This window comes from Allobosea rubneri (genome assembly GCF_032464875.1).
Classification (GTDB): Bacteria; Pseudomonadota; Alphaproteobacteria; order Rhizobiales; family Beijerinckiaceae; genus Allobosea; species Allobosea rubneri.
The window spans coordinates 112135-129714 of record NZ_JAWDID010000006.1 but is presented as its reverse complement, the minus strand read 5'-3'; the positions used below and the strand labels follow the sequence as shown (position 1 = coordinate 129714).

Genomic DNA, 17580 nt, shown 5'->3' with positions numbered 1-17580 from the left:
TGCATCCATGACATGGTCAATCGTCGCCCGCGACGCCGCGACCGGCGCCTATGGCGTCGCCGTCTCGACCTGTGCCTTCGCCGTGGGGTCGCGCGTGCCCTATGGCTGCGGGCGCGTCGGCGCGATCGCGACGCAGGCCTTCGTCAACCCGCTGTACGGCGTCGACGGCTTGCGCCTGCTGCAGGAAGGGCGCTCGGCGGTCGAGATCATCGCCAGCCTCACCGCCGCCGATGAGGGCCGCGCCCACCGCCAGATCCACCTGATCGACCGCAACGGCAAGACCGCCTCCTATACCGGCAACGCCTGCATCGAATGGTGCGGCGCCGTCGACGGGCCGCAGGTCTCGGTGGCCGGCAACATGCTGGCCGGGCCGGAGGTCGTCCAGGAAACGCTCAAGGCCTATGTGCAGAATTCGGGGCTCGACTTCGACGAGCGCCTGCTGGTGGCGCTGGAGGCCGGCGAGAAGGCCGGCGGCGACAAGCGCGGCCGGCAATCCTGCGCCATCCGGATCTGGGCCGACGACCCGGTGCCGAGCTTCGACATCCGCGTCGACGACCATGCCGATCCGCTCGCCGAGCTGCGCCGGATCTGGCGTGTCGCGCATCAGCGCTATGTACCGTTCCAGAAGGCCTCACCGTCGCGGACGCGGCCCGCGGGCGTCACCGACCGGGCCGAGCTCGATCGGCTGTGCTCGGAATATGCCGCCGCCTGGAACGAACGGCATCCGGAATAGCTGCAACCTGTCCCCTCCCCCCTTGCGGGAGAGAGTCAAGGTGAAGGGTCGGACGACGCTTTATCGTCATGGTCGGGCTTGTCCCGACCATCCACGTCTTCCTGTGACGAGTGCGGTGTTCGAGACGTGGATGCTCGCCACAAGGGCGAGCATGACGGAGAGACCTGAGCGACCCCTCATCCGGCCCTGCGGGCCACCTTCTCCCGCAGGGAGAAGGAAAGCGCCTGCCTCAAGCCGCCTTGGCAGCCCTGCCCTCGCCGACCCAGTTGGCGTACCAGCTCTTGAAGCGGCGCCATTCGGCTTCGACGAAATTGCGCTGGGCCAGCGAGAGCGCGTCGCTCTCGTTGAAGTGCAGCGCATAGGCCGCGTGGCCTTCGAGCACCATCAGGTGCTTGTAGAACAGCACGAGGTCGACGCCCTCGTCGAACTTCGAGAGGACGTAGAGGGCGCGCTCCAGTTCGAGCGCCCGGCGCTCGGCCTCCGGATCGCCCGCCGCCGCCTTCTCGCTGAGGGCGACGAGGTGAAGCACTTCCTTCGGCAGGGCGTTGCCGATGCCGGTGATCGAGCCGGTCGCGCCGCAGCGGATGAAGCCGTGCGTGACCTGCGTGTCGACGCCAACCATCAGGGTCAGGGCGCGGTCCTTGCTGGTGATGTGCTCGGCCGCATAGGAGAGCGCCTCGCCGCCGCCGAACTCCTTGAAGCCGAGCAGGTGCGGATAGCGCTCGCGCAGCGCGAAGAACAGGTCGGCGCGGGTTTCGTAGCCGTAATGCGGGCTGTTGTAGATCACCGATGGCAGGTCGACGGCCGCTTCCAGCACCGCCTCGAAATGAGCGCGCTGGGCCGGGACCGAGGAGCCGCGCGAAAGCACGCGCGGGATGATCATCAGGCCCTGGGCGCCGACCTGCTTGGCGTGGGCGGCGAGCGCGGCGGCCCGCTTCGGGTTCTGCGCGCCGGTGCCGACGATCAGCGGGATGCCGGCCTCGACCAGGCGCCGAACGCCTTCCATGCGCTGCTCGTCGGTGAGCAACGGCCAGTCGCCCATCGAGCCGCAATAGACCACGGCCGACATGCCGGCGCCGATCAGGTGGCGGCCGGTGCGGACGAGCTCGTCATAGTCGACGTCGCGCGACGGGGTGCAGGGGGTCATCAAGGCGGGGATCGTCCCGCTGAAGATATTCTGGGTCATGACAAGAAGTCCGCTTGGGAGGGGCAGACGGCCGCCGGCATGGCGGCGGCCGCGATGATAGCGTGGGATCAGGCCGTGATCGACTGGCCGGCCTTGCGCAGCTCGGCCAGAACCGGCGCCTTGGGCAGCCAGATCTTGTCGAACTCCGCGACAACGGCCTCCGCATCCTTGGGGTTGGCCAGCTTGAAGTTGGCACCCGCCGCCTTGAACTGCTCGACGAGCTTGGGCTCGTTGACGGCGAGCTCGTCGATCTGCTGGTCGAGCGCCGCCTTGATGGTCTTGGTGATCAGCTCGCGGTCGGCCGCCGGCATACCCTGCCAGACGCGGCCCGAGGCGAGCGCGATCACCGGCATGAAGATGGCGTTCATCTGGAGGATGGTCTTCGAGACCTTGTCGAAGCGCTGGTTCCAGGAGAATTCGAGATCGGCCTCGAGCCCGTCGACCTGACCGTTGGTCATCGCGTCGAAGACCTGCGGCGTCGGGATCGGGGTCGGGGCGGCACCAAGCAACTGGTAGAAGTCGCGATAGACCGGCGTCGGATTGATGCGCAGCTTCATGCCCTTGATGCCGGCGACACCATCGATCTCCTTGGCGGCGAAGACGGCGCGCATGCCGGTGATGCCCCAGGCGAGGCCGACGCAGCCGGTCTCGCGCGGCAGCACGTCGAAGAGCTTCATCGCGACCGGATGGCGGACGAGCTTGGCGATCTTGGCGGTGGAATCGACGATATAGGGCGCGGTAATCGCACCGATCGCCGGGACGCGTGAGCCGAGCTCGGCCGCCATGATCCAGCCCATGTCGAGCGCCCCGGACTGCATCTGCTGCAGCATCGCCGCCTCGTTGCCGAGCTGGCCGGAGTGGAAGACCGTGAGGTTCAGGCGGCCATTGGTCTCGGCCTTGAGCATCTCGCCGACCTTGACCGCCGCGCGGTTCCAGGGGTGGCCGTTCGGGGTGAGGATGCCGAGCCGCAGTTCCTTGCTCTGGGCGCGCAGCAGAGCCGGCTTGGCGATCGGCAGGACAGCGGCGGCGGCGATCAGGTGACGGCGCGAGATGGTCATGACGGAACTCCCCTTATTGGTTGATGGACGAACTCACTTCACCAGGGCCAGCGAGAGCCATGGGTAGATCGAGAGCAGAACCAGGAGGACGCAGGAGATGATGAAGAAGGGCAGCGTCACCAGGAACATCTTGCCGGGCTTGGCCCCCGTTACCGCGGCGGCGACGAAGAAGCAGAGGCCGACCGGCGGCGAGAGCAGGCCGAGCACGAGATTGATCACCACGACCACGCCGAAATGGCGGGGGTCGATCGCGTAGACCTCGGTCGCGATCGGCAGCAGGATCGGCACCGTCATGATCAGGCCGGGGATGCCGTCGATCACCGTGCCGATGACCAGCAGGATGACATTGACCAGCAGCATGAAGGTCACCGGATCCTTGGCGATCGCCTGGATCGAGGCGGCGACGCTCTGCGGGACCTTGCCGTAGACCAGCACCCAGGAGAACACCGCGGCGGCAGCGACGAGGAATAGCACGATCGCGGAATAGACTCCGGCGCGCAGCATCATCTGCGGCAGCTGGTCGAAGCTGAGTTGCCTGGTCCAGTAGCGGCCGATCAGCAATGCCGCGACCGAGCCGACCGCTGCCGCCTCCGTCGCATTGGCGAAGCCACCGAGGATCGAGCCGACGATGACGATCGGGATCAGCAACGTCGGGGCGGAGTTCAGCACGATCTTCGTGCGCTCGCGCAGGGTCAGCTTGTCGCCGGCCGGGTAGTTGTAGACGAAGCCCATGGCCGCGATGATCAGGAAGAACAGGATGGTCAGGAGCACGCCCGGCACGATGCCGGACATCAGCATGTCGCTCACCGAGACCTGCGCCAGAACGGCGTAGACGACGAACATCACTGAGGGCGGGATGATCGGGCCGAGCATGCCGCCATAGGCGGTGAGGCCAGCGGCGAAGTCCTTGTCGTAGCCCTTGCGCTCCATCTCGGGGACCATGACCTGCGCCATGATCGCGACCTGAGCGGTCGCGGATCCCAGGATCGAGGCGACGAACATGTTCGCAAGGATGTTGACATAGGCCAACCCGCCCTTGAGCGAGCCGACGAAGGCCATTGCGAGGTCGACAATGCGGCGGGTGATGCCGCCGCCATTCATGATCTCGCCGATCAGAATGAAGAGCGGGATCGCGATCAGCCCGTAGCTGTCGACGCCGCCAAACATCTGCAGCGGGTAGTTCGGCAGGAGCTGCATGTTGCCGGTGGCGGCGATGAAGATCAGCGCGCCGAGGCAAAGGCAGAGCGCGATCGGCACGCCCGCCAGCATGATCCCGAAGAAGGCTCCGATCGTGAGTGCCATCAGTTCACCACCCCGTCTGCATTGGCGGCGAAGCCGGGCAGCGCCTGCTTCGCGACGAGGCCGAGATCCTCGAAGAGATTGGCGAGCGCATGCAGGCTCATCGAGAACGCGAAGAGCGGCATGATCAGGTAGATCACCCAGGTCGGCCAGTTCAGCGTCTGGGTCCGCTCGGTGTAGATGAAGTTGAAGGACTGGCCTGCGTATTCCCTGGCATCGAAGCCCGCCTGCGCGATGCCGACCGGATCGAGCCAGAGCCAGCACATCACCAGAAGCCCGATGCCGAACAGCAGCACGCCGAGCGTCGCGACAACCCGGAAGATCGCGGCGCCGCGCTCGGAGAAGCGCTCGGTCAGCATGGTCACCGCGAAATCGAGCCGCATCCGGGTCATCGCCGAGGCGCCGATGAAGGTCAGCCAGACCACGCTGTAGACCGCCGATTCGTCGATCCAATAGATCGGATGCCCGGCATAGCGGGTCACGACGTTGAGCAGGATCAGGGCCGAGAGCAGGAACATCAGCCCCTGGATCGCCTTGTGCTCGAGCCGCAGCCAGCGCCCTGAGAGCGCGACCACCACCTCCGGAACAGCCATCGCACGGCTTTTCGCCGCCATCGCCTGGTTGATCATTTTTGTGTCCCCTTGCGGCTTTTGTAGATTGTATAAAATCTACATGTCAATGGCTTTTCGCCGCGCGGCCCGCTAGGATGCCCCGGCCATGTCAACCACTCTGAAGCACCGGACGCTGTCCTCGGCGATCGTCGACCAGCTCCGCCAAGCCATCCTCGACGGCAGCTATCCGGCCGGCTCGCAATTGCGGCAGGACGCGCTGGCGCAGGCCTATGCGGTCAGCCGGATCCCGGTGCGCGAGGCGCTGTTCCAGCTCGAGGCGGAAGGTTTCGTGAAGATCGTGCCGCACAAGGGCGCGATCGTCTCCGGGCTGTCGCTGGACGAGATCAACGACGTCTTCGAGCTGCGCAAACTGCTCGAGCCGCGGCTACTGGCGAGTTCGATACCGGCGATGACGGCGGCTGATTTCGAGGCGGTGGCGGGTATGGAGGCCGCCTTCGAGGCGGCGATGTCGGCAGGGGACATCAGCCGCTGGGGCCTGCTCAACGCGGACTTCCACATGGCGCTCTATGCCCGCGCGACGCAGCCACGGACGCTTTCGATCGTCTCGGGGCTGCTTCAGACGAGCGACCGCTATACGCGGCTGCAGCTCCAGCGCGGCTCGTCGATCGAGCGGGCGCAGGCCGAGCACAACGAGCTGATCCAGCTCTGCCGCGGCGGGGAGCTCGGCGAGGCCGAACGCCTGCTGATCGACCATATCGAGCTGGTCCGGCGCGATCTGGTGGAGTTTCTGGAGGCCGGCGGGAAAGAGTGAAGCTCTCCCCGCCGGACACGCCGCGAAGCGGCGCAAATCCGAATTACCGGCGCACTGCCGTCATGGTCGGGCTTGTCCCGACCATCCACGTCTTCGTTTCACTGATCGCATGCGGTGTTTAAGACGTGGATGCTCGCCACAAGGGCGAGCATGACGGTGTAGTACCTGAACGAAAGCCGTTCAGGTCAGCTTGCCGCGGGCGGCGACCGGCAATTCGCCGATCAGCTTGTCGCCGCGCACCGTCACCAGACGGTCGACCATGTTGACGACGACGCAGACATGGTTCGGCACCACGCGCACGATCTCGCCGACATTGGGCCGCTCATTGCTGCCGGAAAGGTCGAGGAAGCCGTGCTCCTCGGCGAACTGCGCGATCCGGGCCAGCGGGTATTCGAGAATGTAGCCGTGGCCGTCGAGATTGCCCTTGTCGCTGGTCAGCGTCTTCGAGCCGGAATCGAGGATGCCGCGCTCCGGCCCCGCCCGGCTGACGACGGTCGCGTAGACGGTCAGCGCGCAGTCCTCCAGACCCGCAACCCCGGCCGCGATCTGCATGCGGTCGTTGAAGATCGAGGTGCCCGAGCGATGCTCGGTCGAGCCCTTGAGCTTGCCGATATTCGGGATGTTGGGCGAGCCGCCGGTCGAGACGATACCGGCTTCAAGGCCTGCGTCGCGGAGGCCGGCATTGGCAGTGTCGAGGAAATCCTGCGTCGCCGGCCAGCCGTCTTCCGGCGGGTACATCAGGAAGCCGGCGAAGGTCAGGCCCTTGGACGCGGCGATCTGCCTGGCGAGTTCGACAGCCTCGCGCGGCGTCTCGACGCCGGCGCGCTTGCGGCCGGTGTCGCATTCGACCACGACCTCGAGATCGCGGCCGGCGATCTCGGCCGCCTTCGGCAGCCCGGCGATGGTGACGGGATTGTCGGCCGCGACGATCATGCGGACGCGGCGCTGGAGCGCGCCGAGGCGGCCAAGCTTTTCCTCGCCGAGGATGTTGTAGCTGATCAGGATGTCGTCGATGCCGCCATCGGCCATCACTTCGGCTTCGCCGAGCTTCTGGCAGGTGATGCCGCGCGCGCCGGCCGCGACCTGGAGCCGTGCCAACTCGGGCGATTTATGCGTCTTGATATGCGGGCGGTTGGCGACGCCGGCAGCGTCGCAGGCCGCCTGAAGCCTCGCGATATTGGCCTCGACCTTGTCGAGGTCGATGACGACGGCGGGCGTGCCGTAGACGCGGGCGATTTCCTCAGCGAGCGCGGTCGTCATGGCAGCACCTTGATGATCACTTCGATCTCGACGGTCATGCGGTTCGGCAGCGAGCCCATGCCGACGGCAGAGCGGGCATGGCGGCCATTGTCCCCGAGCACGGCGACGAACAGGTCCGAGCAGCCGTTGATGACCTTGGGATGATCCGAGAAATCGGGCGCGGCGTTGACCATGCCGAGCAACTTGATGACCTCGACCTTGTCGAGCGAACCGGCCGCCTTCTTCATCGCCGCCAGCAGGCCGAGGCCGGTCTGCTTGGCATGCTCATAGGCTTCCTCGATCGAGACGTCAGCGCCGACCTTGCCGGTCGGATAGGTCCCGTCGGCGCGCTTCGGCCCCTGCCCCGAGAGATAGACCATGTCGCCGACCCGCTTGAAGCTGACATAGGTCGCGACCGGGCTCGGCACTTCCGGCAGGCTCAAACCGAGATCCTTGAGCTTCTGATCGGCACTCATTCGTATTTCCTCCAGGCAGGTTCCGGCACCGTCTCGGCACCGGCCATCAAAGTTCGCGCGTCATATAGCGTGCGTCATCGTCGTAGCTCGCCAGCTTGCGATCAAGCGAGGCGTCATGCGTCAGGCGAAAGCCATGACGCTGCCAGAAGCCGGCCGAGCGGTTGACGGCGATCAGCGCCATCCGGCGAAGCGCGGCCCTGCGCGCCTCCTCTTCCAGCAGCGCGACCACGCGCGACGCCGCGCCGCTGCCCTGCGCACGCGGCAGCAGAGCAAGGTCATGGATGTAGTAGGCGTCGGCATCCGGCGGGATCGCGCCGAGCAGGCTGTTCAGCGCCGGCGCCTGCAACAAGGGCCAGGGATGGCTGACGACATAGCCGGCGAGGTCGCCATCGGCACCGGCAAGCGACAGGCATCCGGCCGGCGACAGCATCAGCCGCTCGGCGAAGACCGCCTCGTCCTCGGGAAAGCCCGGATGGACTTTCGCCGCGACGCTCATCACGCCCGGCAGGTCGGCTGGCGCCATGGGGCGCCAAAGGAGAGCAGTCGCAGTCATCGTCTTCTTCTACCTGGAACGATCCCCGGAGGCGCCGCTCAGCGCCGCGTCCGGGGAAGTCGTGCCGGGTGTAGCAGGAACGCTCGGCCTGCGGCTACGCCGCCGCGACCTTCCTGAACTTGTTGCTGCGCTTCGGGTGCCACCAGGCTCCTTTGAGCACGACACCTTCCGAAACGATCTTCTTGTCGCCGATCAGGTGCTCGCCGACGACGTCGACATAGTCGAACTTGCCTTCCTTGATCGTCAAGATCGTCGCATCGCCGAGCGAGCCGACCTTGAGCGAACCGTATTCCGGCCGCTTCAGCGCCATGCCGGCATTCAGCGTCGAGGCGGCGATGACGTTGTTGAGGCTCATGCCCATGCAGAGGAACTTCGACATGGTGGTGACCTGGTCATAGGCCGGGCCATCGATGCAGAGCTTGTGCACGTCCGAGGAGATCACGTCCGGCTCGAAGCCGTTGGCGAGCATGGCGCGCGTCGTCTTGAAAGAGAACGAGCCCTTGCCGTGTCCGATGTCGAAGATGACGCCGCGCTTGCGGGCGGCGAGCACCTCGGGCTTCACCGTGCCTTGTGCCGTCGAGGGCGCATTCGGGAACGGGCGGAAGGCGTGGGTCAGCACGTCACCCGGCCGCAGCATGCCGATGACTTCTTCATAGGATGGCGGCGGATGGTCGATATGGCACATCAGCGGCATGCCGACCTCGTTGGCGACCTGCAGCGCGATGTTGAGCGGCACCGTGCCAGAGGTGCCCGAGGCATGCAGGCCGACGCGGACCTTGATGCCGACGATCAGGTCGCGGTTCTTGTCGGCGACCTCGACGCAATCGATCGGGTTCATCATCCGAAGGTCGCCGCTCTCACCGACCATGACGCGGTGGTCGAAGCCGTAGATGCCGGCATGCGAGACATGGAGATAGGCGAGGATGCGGGCCTGGCTCTTCTCGATGACGTGTTTGCGGAAGCCCGGCCAGTTGCCGGGTCCGGCCGAGCCCGTGTCGACCGAGGTGGTGACGCCCGAGACGCGGCAGAATTCGTCGGCGTCGATGCCGAGCGAGGTGCCGCCCCAGTAGACATGGGTATGCAGGTCGATCAGCCCGGGCGTGACGATATAGCCGGAAACGTCGCGGATCTCCTTGGCGCCCTTGAGGTCCTTGCCGAAGCCGGAGACCTTGCCGTCGGTGAAGGCGACGTCGAGGACTCCGTCATGCTTCTGCGAGGGGTCGATGACCCGGCCGCCCTTGAGAATGAGATCGTGGGTCATGACAGCTCCATGGGGAAACCGGGCGGGCGGACGCTTCGTTCTCGCACGAAGCGGGCCGTCGCACCCTTCTGGACAATCGTAAAGGGCTTTTCACAACGAAGGGGCAGATTCTGAACAGCGTGCTGCGCCGGGGCAGGAGCGCCTCCAGGAGCGCCTTGCGCGCCTGGAGGTCTCACGCGACCACCGCGCCCTTGCGCTCGACGATCATGCCGTAGGTCTGCGGCTCGCGGTGTTTCGCGAAATTGAAGGTCGAGTTCTTGTAGCTCTTGCCGAGATCGAGGTCGCAGCGGGCGATGACGAGTTCGTCGCCCTCGGTCACCGCCTGCGCCACCACCTCGCCGGTCGGCGCGATGATGCAGGAGCCGCCGATCTGGTCGACGCCGGCTTCGAGGCCTGCCTTGGCGACGCCGACGACCCAGGTCGCGTTCTGGTAGGCGCCGGCCTGCATGACGAGCTGGTTGTGGAAATTGCCGAGCCGGTCATGGTCGGGCGCCGGCGGGTTGTGCTTGGGCGTGTTGTAGCCGAGCACGATCATCTCGACGTCCTGCAGGCCCATGACGCGGTAGCTCTCGGGCCAGCGCCGGTCGTTGCAGATCATCATGCCGATGCGCCCGCCCATCGTCTCCCAGACCGGCCAGCCGAGATTACCGGTTTCGAAATAGCGCTTCTCGAGATTCTGGAAGACCGCGCCCGGCCGATGCTCGGGATGGCCGGGCAGATGGATCTTGCGGTACTTGCCGACGATCGCGCCTGATTTGTCGACCAGGATCGCGGTGTTGAAGCGGCGCTTGCGCCCGTCCTCGTGGGCGAGTTCGGGATAGCCGAGATGAAAGCCGATGCCGAGCTTCGCAGCTTCGGCGAAGAGAGGCGCGGTCTCGTTCGAGGGCATGGCACTCTCGAAATAAGAGTCGATCTCGGCCTCGTCCTCCATCCACCAATGCGGGAAGAAGGCGGTCAGCGCCGCCTCGGGGAAGACGACGAGGTCGCAGCCATTGGCCTTGGCCTGGCGCATCAGCGCGATCATCCGGGCGACGGCAGAGGCCCGGCTCTCATCGCGGTGAATCGGCCCGAGCTGGGCGGCGGCAACGGTCAGGATACGGCTCATGCCCAGCCCCTCCTCAGGGCTACTTCGAAGATGACAGGGGGCTGCTCCGGCGCCGCTTCTGCGCCGATTGCGGGGCCATGGAGGCGGGCGTAGCATCGCCTTGTCGCTCGCCGGCGCCGCCGCGAATGGTCGCCTCGCGGTTTCCGGACGGTCGCGACGCCGGGGACATTGCGATGACCACGTTCAATGTCGTGCGGTTCCGGATCAAGCCGGGCCGCGAGGAGGAATTTCTCGCAGCCCATCGCGACGGCAAGGCGGCCTGGCCGGGCCTCGCCGAAGGGCACATGATCCGCACCGGCGAGCGCGCCTATTGCCTGATCGGCCGCTGGCGCGACGCGGAGGCACTGAAAGCGGCGCGGCCGGAGATGATCGCCACGCTCGACGGCTTCCGAGACACGCTGGAGGATCTGGGCGACGGGCGCGGTGTCACCGATGCGACCTCCGGCGAGAGCGTCGTCGACCTGCTCCGTTGATCGCGGGGCAGGCCCGCGCGCCGCCGCTCCGCCCTCAGGCAGCACGGCCGACCTCCTCGGCGCTGCGGCCGACGACGGCACGATAGACCTCCGGATCGGTCGCGCCCTCGGTGCCGTAACAAAGCACGCGAGACGAGGCGTCGAGCTGAAGCGTGCTGCGCAGAGCGGGATCGCGCGCCGCCTTGATCAGGCCGGCGAGCCCGGCGACGCCGGATTCGCCGCCGACCACGCCGAGCGTCGCAAGCTGGCGCATCGCATCGGCTGCGGCCGCATCGCGCACCGTCATGAAAGCGTCCGCGCCGGGCTGGAGGATGCGCCAGGCCAGGATCGAGGGCTCGCCGCAGGCAAGCCCGGCCATGATCGTCTCGAGATCGCCGCCAACCGCGGTGACTGCCCCGGCCCTGGCCGATTCAAGTAGACAGGCCGCGTTCTCCGGCTCGACCACCACGAAGACCGGCCGCGCGGCGCCATGGCGCTCCCAGCTATCCGACAGAACCGCCGCCGCGATGCCGCCGACGCCGCCCTGGACGAAGACATGGGTCGAGCGCGCGCCCTGCGCCTCGACCTCGTTGGACAGCACCGAATAGCCCTGCATCACGTCCTTCGGCACATCCTCATAGCCCGGCCATGAGGTGTCGGAGACGATCTGCCAGCCATTGGCCTTGGCAGCCTGCGCGCAGGCGCGGACGCTGTCGTCGTAATTGCGGCCCTCGCGGACGACGGTGGCGCCATAGGAGCGGATCGCCTCCGCCCTGCCCTCGCTGACATTCTCGTGGATGTAGATCACCGCCCTAACGCCGGCGCGCCTTGCGCCCCAGGCGACCGAGCGGCCGTGATTGCCGTCGGTCGCGCACGCGACGGTCAGCCCCTCAGGGCCACGCGCCGCCAGCAGCCGGTCGACGGCATAGGCGCCGCCGAGCGCCTTGAAGCTCCGCAGGCCGAAGCGCCCGCCCTCGTCCTTGTAGAGCACCTGGCCGAGATCGAGCGCATCGGCAATGGCCGGAAGATCGCGCAGCGGCGTCGGCGCATAGCCGTCCCAGGCCGAGATCGCCTTATGGGCGGCACGGCCCTTCTCCAGGGAGAGGATGGCAGGCAGATCCTCGCCATAGGGCGCCTTCCGATCGAGCCGCGGATTGAGGAGGAAATCGGGACCGGAAAGGTCTGAGCTGGCGTCTGGCATGGGTGGATCGTCGGCCTCGCGCGGCCTCTCGGTCAAGCGTCGGCGAGCGCAGCCGCGGCCTGCTTCAGGAGCGGGTTATCCGCGGCCGGCAGGTCGTGCAGATGGCAGGCCGCAACATGGCCCTGCGCCATCGGCCGCAACTCCGGCTCCTCCGAACGGCAGCGGTCGAAGACGTAAGGGCAGCGCGTGTTGAAGCGGCAGCCCTTGGGCGGATTGATCGGGCTCGGCACGTCGCCCTTGAGCAGGATGCGCTCGCGCCTGACCTTGGGATCGGGCACCGGCACAGCCGAGAGCAGCGCCACCGTGTAGGGATGGCGCGGCGCGCCGAAAATCTGCTCCTTGGTACCCATCTCGACGATCTTGCCGAGATACATCACCGCAACACGGTGGGTCATGTGCTCGACAATGGCGAGGTCGTGGCTGATGAAGAGCAGGGCCAGGCCGAGCTCCTTCTGCAGGTCGCAGAGCAGGTTGACGATCTGCGCCTTGACCGAGACGTCGAGCGCCGAGACGGCCTCGTCGCAGATGATCAGCTCCGGCTCGGCCGCGAGTGCCCGGGCGATGCCGATGCGCTGGCGCTGGCCGCCCGAGAACTCGTGCGGCCAGCGATTCACGGCGTCCCGCGGCAGGCCGACCTTGTCCATCAGCGCCATGGTGCGCTCGGTGACCGCGTCCTTGCCCTGGACGATGCCGAAATTGGTGATCGGCTCGGCCAGGATGTCACGGACGCGCATGCGCGGGTTGAGGCTGGAAAACGGGTCCTGGAACACGACCTGGACCCGCTGGCGCAGCGGCCGGAGCTTGCCGGTGGAGAGCTGGTCGATGCGCTGTCCGTCGAGCACCACCTCGCCGGAGGTGATGTCGAACAGGCGCAGGATCGCCTTGCCGACGGTCGACTTGCCGCAGCCGGATTCACCGACCAGCGACAGCGTCTCGCCCTTGGCGATCTCGAAGGAGACGCCGTCGACGGCGTAGACATTGGCGGTGATGCCGGAAAGCAACCCGCCGCGGATCGGATAGTGCTTCTTGAGGTCGTTGACCTGGAGGATGGGCTGCGTCGTGCTCATGCCGCGACCGCGTCCTTCGGCGCATAATGGCAGGCGGCGATATGACCGGCGGCCTTGAGTTCGAGGCCGGGCGCGACCTGGCGGCAGAGATCGGTCGCCTTCGGGCAGCGGCCGGCGAAGACGCAGCCGTCGATCCGCTTCTTCAGGCTCGGTACCAGACCGGGGATTTCGGAGAGGCGTTCGGTATGCCCGGAGAGCGACGAGCCGAGCTTCGGCACGGCGCCGAGCAGGCCTTGCGTATAGGGATGGCGCGGATTGGCGAAGAGCTCGCCGACCGGCGCTTCCTCGACCTTGCGGCCGGCATACATCACCACGACCTGGTCGGCGACTTCGGCGACGACGCCGAGATCATGAGTGATCAGCATGATCGCGGCGCCGACGCGGGCCTTGAGATCGCGCATCAGGTCGAGGATCTGGGCCTGGATGGTGACGTCGAGCGCCGTCGTCGGCTCGTCGGCGATGAGCAGCTTGGGCGAGCAGGCGAGCGCGATCGCGATCATCACACGCTGGCGCATGCCGCCGGAGAGCTGATGCGGATACTCCGCGACGCGTCGGCGGGGCTCGGGAATGCCGACGAGCTGAAGCATCTCGACGGCGCGCTCGGTCGCCTGCGCCTTCGACATGTTCTGGTGCAGCCGGAGCGTCTCGCCAATCTGGCGGCCGACGGTCAGCACCGGATTGAGGCTGGTCATCGGCTCCTGGAAGATCATCGAGATCTCGTTGCCGCGGATCTGCCGCATCTCGGCGTCCGAGCATTCCAGGAGGTTGCGGCCCTGGAAGCGGATGGCGCCGGCCATCTTGCCGGGGGGCTCCGGGATCAGCCGCAGGATGGACATGGCGGTGACCGACTTGCCGCAGCCGGACTCGCCGACCACGGCGAGCGTCTGCCCCGCCTCGATGGAGAAGGAGACCCCGTCGACGGCACGGTTGATGCCGTCGGGCGTACGGAAATGGGTCTGGAGCTTGTCGATCTCGAGCAGGGCCATGGTCAGAGCCTTTTCGCCATGCGCGGGTCGAGCGCGTCGCGCAGGCCGTCGCCGAGCATGTTCACGGCCAGGACGGTCAGCGAGAGGAAGATGGCGGGGAAGAGGATGATGTGCGGGCGGACCTGCCAGAGCGCACGGCCCTCCGCCATGATGTTGCCCCAGGACGGGGTAGCCGGTGGCACGCCCGCCCCGATGAAGGACAGGATCGCCTCGACGATCATCGCGCTGGCGCAGATATAGGTCGCCTGCACGCTCATCGGCGCCAGCGTATTGGGCAGGATGTGGCGAAAGACGATCATCGGCGTGCGGGTACCGGCAGCGATCGCCGCATCGACATAGGGCTGCTCGCGCAGCGACAGCACGACGCCGCGGACCAGGCGCGCGACGCGCGGGATCTCGGCGATGGTGATCGCGATGATGACGTTCTGCACCGAGCCGCGGGTCAGCGCCATCAGCGCGATGGCGAGCAGGATCGGCGGGATCGACATCATGCCGTCGATGATCCGCATGATGATGCCGTCGGCCCAACGCACGAAGCCGGAGAACAGGCCGATGACCAGCCCCGCGACCGAGGCCAGGATCGCGACGCTGAAGCCGACCAGCAGCGAGACCCGGGCGCCGTACATGACGCGCGAATAGATGTCGCGGCCGAGCATGTCGGTGCCGAACCAGTAGAGCTCGGAGGGCACGCGGGTGCGCCGCGCCGTCGAGATCGCGGTCGGGTCGACGGTGCCGAGCCAGGGCGCGAACAAGGCGATGAAGAACATGATCAGCAGCAGGAAGCCGCCGATCGCGATCGAGGGGTTCTTGCGCAGGAAGCCGGTGAAGCCGGTGAGCGGCTTCCTGGCCTTCAGCACGTCGGGCAGTTCGGGAGCGACCGCGAGGTCGCCCGGAACCGGGGCGGGTTGCTGCACGGTCAATAGCGTATCCTCGGATCGACGAGCGTGTAGATCAGGTCGATGGCCAGGTTCACCAGCACGTAGACGAAGGAGAAGATCAGCACGACGCCCTGGATGACGGGGTAGTCGCGGCGCAGGATCGCATCGAGCGTCAGGCGCCCGAGGCCGGGAATGGCGAAGACGCTCTCGGTCACCACCGCGCCGCCGATCAGCAGCGCGACGCCGATGCCGATGATGGTGATGATCGGCACCGCCGCATTCTTCAGCGCGTGCAGGAAGAGGATGCTGTTCTGGGCCACGCCCTTGGAGCGAGCGGTGCGGATGTAGTCCTGCTGCAGCACGTCGAGCATGGTGGCGCGGGTGATGCGGGCGATCAGGGCGATGTAGACGGTGCCGAGCGTGATCGCGGGCAGGATCAGGTTCTTGAACCAGGGCCAGAGCCCCTGCGCGATCGGGGTGTAACCCTGCACCGGCACCCAGTCGAGCTTCAGCGCGAAGGTATAGGCGAGCAGATAGCCGATGACGAAGACCGGCACGGAGAAGCCGAGCACCGCAAAGCCGACCACGGCCCGGTCGACCCAGGTGCCGGCCTTCCAGGCAGCGACGACGCCGAGCGGCACGGCGATCGAGACCGCCAGGATCAGCGTCAGAACCATCAGCGAGAGCGTCGGCTCGATGCGCTGGGCGATCAGTTGGGTGACGGGGAGCGAGGTGAAGATCGAGGTTCCGAGATCCCCCTGGAGGACCCGGAAGAACCATTCGCCGAAGCGGACCAGATAGGGCCGGTCGAGGCCCAAGCTGGCGCGGATGCGCTCAACATCGGCAGGCGAGGCCTGGTCTCCGGCGATCACGGCGGCCGGGTCGCCGGGAGCAATGTAGAGAAGCGAGAAGACGAACAACGCCACGAAGGCCATGACGGGTATCGTCGTGATGATGCGTCTGACGATAAAAGCGAGCATCCTCAGCCTGTCACTGGAGGGCGGGCGCCGGGCAATTTCGGACTGGAACAATCCGAAGCCGTCCGGCGGACGTGCTTGGAAGCCGGCGCCGGGGCAGCAGCCCGGGCGCCGGCCTTGCTCCGGTCAGGCCTTGGCGACGTTCCAGAAGAACGGCAGCGGGCCGCTGACCACGCCGGTGACGTTCTTCCGCCAGGCCTGGTAGCCCAGATAGAATCCGGTCGGCGCGTAGACGACGTTCTCGACGGCGGCCTTGTTGAGGCGGGCCATCGCAGCCTTTTCCTCGGCCATGTCCTTGGCGTTGAACCAGTTGGTGACCTCGGTCTCGACCGCCGGCACATCCGGCCAGCCGAACCAGGCCTTGTCGCCATTGGCGCGGATCGCGGTGTAGGAGGACGGGTTGAGGCAGTCCGCCCCGGCATGCCAGGTGTGGAACATGCTCCAGCCGCCCTGCCCCGGCGGGGTCTTCTGGGCGCGGCGCGCCCCGACCGTGCCCCAGTCGGTGGCGACGAACTCGACCTTCATGCCGATGCTCTTCAGGAGCTCGGCCGTGACGTCGCCCATCGACTTGGTAGCCGACATGTCCTGCGCGACCACGCAGATCACCGGCTCACCCTTGTAGCCGGCCTCGGCCAAGAGCTTCTTGGCGGCCTCGACGTTCTTCATCTTCAGCATGTCGCCACCCTCTTCGGTGTAGAGCGGCGTGCCGGGGGTGAAGAAGCCGGGCAGCGGCTTCCAGAGCTTGTCGTCGTCGCCGACGATCGAGCGCATGTAGTCTTCCTGGTTCATCGCCGTCAGCACCGCCTGGCGCACCTTCGGATTGTTGAAGGGCGGGTGCAGGTGGTTCATGCGGAAGGCGCCGATATTGCCGAGCGGGTCGCCGATATCGACGTTGATGTTGGCGTTGCTCTTGAGCACGGGCACGAGGTCGGAGAGCGGGGTCTCCCACCAGTCGACCTCGCCGTTCTGCAGCGCGGCGGCAGCGGTCGCCGCGTCGGGCATGATCACCCATTCGATGCGGTCGACCAGCATCTTCTTGCCGCCGGCGAGCCAGTCTGCCGGCTCGGAGCGCGGCACGTAGTCGACGAACTTCTCGAACACCGCCTTGGCACCGGGCACCCATTCGCCGCGGGCGAACTTCATCGGGCCGGAGCCGACATATTCGGTGATCTGCGTGAACGGATCGGTCTTGGCGATGCGCTCCGGCATGATGAAGGAGCACGGCGCGTTGTTCTTGGCGAGCGCCAGCAGCATCTTCGGATAGGGCTGCTTCAGCACCCATTTCCAGGTCCGGTCGTCGACGGCGGTGAGCTCGTTCTCGATCGCCCGGATCATCAGGCCCATCGGATCGCGGGCCTGCCAGCGCTTCAGGCTCTGCACCACGTCCTTGGCGAGGACCGGGGTACCGTCATGGAATTTGAGGCCGGGGCGGAGCTTGAAGGTCCAGGTCAGGCCGTCGGCGGAGACCTCCTCGCTCTCGACCATTTGGCGTTGCGGCTGGAACTTGGAATCGATGCCGTAGAGCGTGTCCCAGACCAGCGCGGCAGCGTTGCGGACGACGTATTGGGTTCCCCAGATCGGATCGAAATTCGCGAGGTTGGCTTGCGGCACGAAGCGCAGGGTCTTGGCGGCGGCGCCCTGAGAGAGGGCCGGCATTGCGAGCCCCCCGGAAGCGGCAAGCACGCCCGTCCCTGCGGCAGACTTCAGAAAACTTCTGCGGTCCATC

Annotated in this window: 18 protein-coding genes; 3 read left to right on the top strand and 15 right to left on the bottom strand. The window is 66.7% G+C overall.

What is annotated here, in order from left to right:
* Positions 1-7 precede the first annotated feature (7 nt).
* Positions 8-733 carry a DUF1028 domain-containing protein gene (locus RKE40_RS06345; RefSeq protein ID WP_316017391.1) on the top strand — a complete coding sequence of 242 codons (726 nt, stop codon included), beginning with the start codon at positions 8-10 and terminating at the stop codon, positions 731-733.
* A 229-nt stretch (positions 734-962) separates the two neighbouring features.
* On the opposite strand, the gene RKE40_RS06340 is transcribed toward RKE40_RS06345, so the two are convergent.
* The 4 genes from RKE40_RS06340 to RKE40_RS06325 form a co-directional block, all read right to left on the bottom strand.
* Positions 963-1919 carry a dihydrodipicolinate synthase family protein gene (locus tag RKE40_RS06340; protein WP_316017390.1) on the bottom strand — a complete coding sequence of 319 codons (957 nt, stop codon included), beginning with the start codon at positions 1917-1919 and terminating at the stop codon, positions 963-965.
* Positions 1920-1987: 68 nt separating this feature from the next.
* Positions 1988-2977, bottom strand: coding sequence for a TRAP transporter substrate-binding protein (locus RKE40_RS06335; protein WP_316017389.1), 990 nt, complete (start codon positions 2975-2977; stop codon positions 1988-1990).
* Between the two features lie 33 nt (positions 2978-3010).
* Positions 3011-4279 (bottom strand): TRAP transporter large permease, encoded by a 1269-nt coding sequence (locus RKE40_RS06330; RefSeq protein WP_316017388.1) that lies wholly within the window; start codon positions 4277-4279, stop codon positions 3011-3013.
* On the bottom strand, positions 4279-4902 hold the full coding sequence (locus tag RKE40_RS06325; protein ID WP_390893265.1) for a TRAP transporter small permease: 624 nt from the start codon (positions 4900-4902) through the stop codon (positions 4279-4281). Before RKE40_RS06325 ends, RKE40_RS06330 begins: the two co-directional genes overlap by 1 nt.
* Positions 4903-4993: 91 nt before the next feature.
* Here RKE40_RS06325 and RKE40_RS06320 point away from each other — a divergent pair, with 91 nt between their 5' ends.
* Positions 4994-5659, top strand: a complete 666-nt coding sequence (locus RKE40_RS06320; RefSeq protein WP_316017386.1) for a GntR family transcriptional regulator — start codon at positions 4994-4996, stop codon at positions 5657-5659.
* A 180-nt stretch (positions 5660-5839) separates the two neighbouring features.
* Here RKE40_RS06320 and RKE40_RS06315 read toward each other — a convergent pair whose 3' ends face one another.
* The 5 genes from RKE40_RS06315 to RKE40_RS06295 all read right to left on the bottom strand — a co-directional run bounded on the left by RKE40_RS06315 (position 5840) and on the right by RKE40_RS06295 (position 10293).
* Positions 5840-6919, bottom strand: a complete 1080-nt coding sequence (locus tag RKE40_RS06315; protein WP_316017385.1) for an alanine racemase — start codon at positions 6917-6919, stop codon at positions 5840-5842.
* Positions 6916-7374, bottom strand: a complete 459-nt coding sequence (locus tag RKE40_RS06310) for a RidA family protein (RefSeq protein WP_316017384.1) — start codon at positions 7372-7374, stop codon at positions 6916-6918. Before RKE40_RS06310 ends, RKE40_RS06315 begins: the two co-directional genes overlap by 4 nt.
* 46 nt (positions 7375-7420) lie before the next feature.
* Positions 7421-7927 (bottom strand): GNAT family N-acetyltransferase, encoded by a 507-nt coding sequence (locus RKE40_RS06305; RefSeq protein ID WP_316017383.1) that lies wholly within the window; start codon positions 7925-7927, stop codon positions 7421-7423.
* Between the two features lie 94 nt (positions 7928-8021).
* Positions 8022-9188: an amidohydrolase/deacetylase family metallohydrolase gene (locus RKE40_RS06300; RefSeq protein ID WP_316017382.1), complete on the bottom strand. Its 1167-nt coding sequence runs from the start codon at positions 9186-9188 to the stop codon at positions 8022-8024.
* A 172-nt stretch (positions 9189-9360) separates the two neighbouring features.
* Complete coding sequence (locus RKE40_RS06295; protein ID WP_316017381.1) at positions 9361-10293, bottom strand: N-carbamoyl-D-amino-acid hydrolase; 933 nt, start codon at positions 10291-10293, stop codon at positions 9361-9363.
* A 173-nt stretch (positions 10294-10466) separates the two neighbouring features.
* Here RKE40_RS06295 and RKE40_RS06290 point away from each other — a divergent pair, with 173 nt between their 5' ends.
* On the top strand, positions 10467-10766 hold the full coding sequence (locus RKE40_RS06290) for an antibiotic biosynthesis monooxygenase (protein WP_316017380.1): 300 nt from the start codon (positions 10467-10469) through the stop codon (positions 10764-10766).
* Positions 10767-10800: 34 nt separating this feature from the next.
* Here RKE40_RS06290 and RKE40_RS06285 read toward each other — a convergent pair whose 3' ends face one another.
* From RKE40_RS06285 to RKE40_RS06260, 6 genes are all read right to left on the bottom strand, one after another.
* Positions 10801-11946: a diaminopropionate ammonia-lyase gene (locus RKE40_RS06285; protein WP_316017379.1), complete on the bottom strand. Its 1146-nt coding sequence runs from the start codon at positions 11944-11946 to the stop codon at positions 10801-10803.
* 32 nt (positions 11947-11978) lie between these two features.
* Positions 11979-13013 carry an ABC transporter ATP-binding protein gene (locus RKE40_RS06280; RefSeq protein ID WP_316017378.1) on the bottom strand — a complete coding sequence of 345 codons (1035 nt, stop codon included), beginning with the start codon at positions 13011-13013 and terminating at the stop codon, positions 11979-11981.
* Positions 13010-13999 (bottom strand): ABC transporter ATP-binding protein, encoded by a 990-nt coding sequence (locus tag RKE40_RS06275; RefSeq protein ID WP_316017377.1) that lies wholly within the window; start codon positions 13997-13999, stop codon positions 13010-13012. The genes RKE40_RS06280 and RKE40_RS06275 overlap by 4 nt, the downstream gene beginning before the upstream one ends.
* Before the next feature lie 2 nt (positions 14000-14001).
* The gene (locus RKE40_RS06270; RefSeq protein WP_316017376.1) at positions 14002-14919 is read right to left on the bottom strand and encodes an ABC transporter permease; all 918 of its coding nucleotides are present in this window, start codon (positions 14917-14919) and stop codon (positions 14002-14004) included.
* Positions 14916-15857 carry an ABC transporter permease gene (locus RKE40_RS06265; protein WP_316017375.1) on the bottom strand — a complete coding sequence of 314 codons (942 nt, stop codon included), beginning with the start codon at positions 15855-15857 and terminating at the stop codon, positions 14916-14918. Before RKE40_RS06265 ends, RKE40_RS06270 begins: the two co-directional genes overlap by 4 nt.
* 123 nt (positions 15858-15980) lie before the next feature.
* On the bottom strand, positions 15981-17579 hold the full coding sequence (locus RKE40_RS06260) for an ABC transporter substrate-binding protein (protein ID WP_316017374.1): 1599 nt from the start codon (positions 17577-17579) through the stop codon (positions 15981-15983).
* Position 17580: the final 1 nt, after the last annotated feature.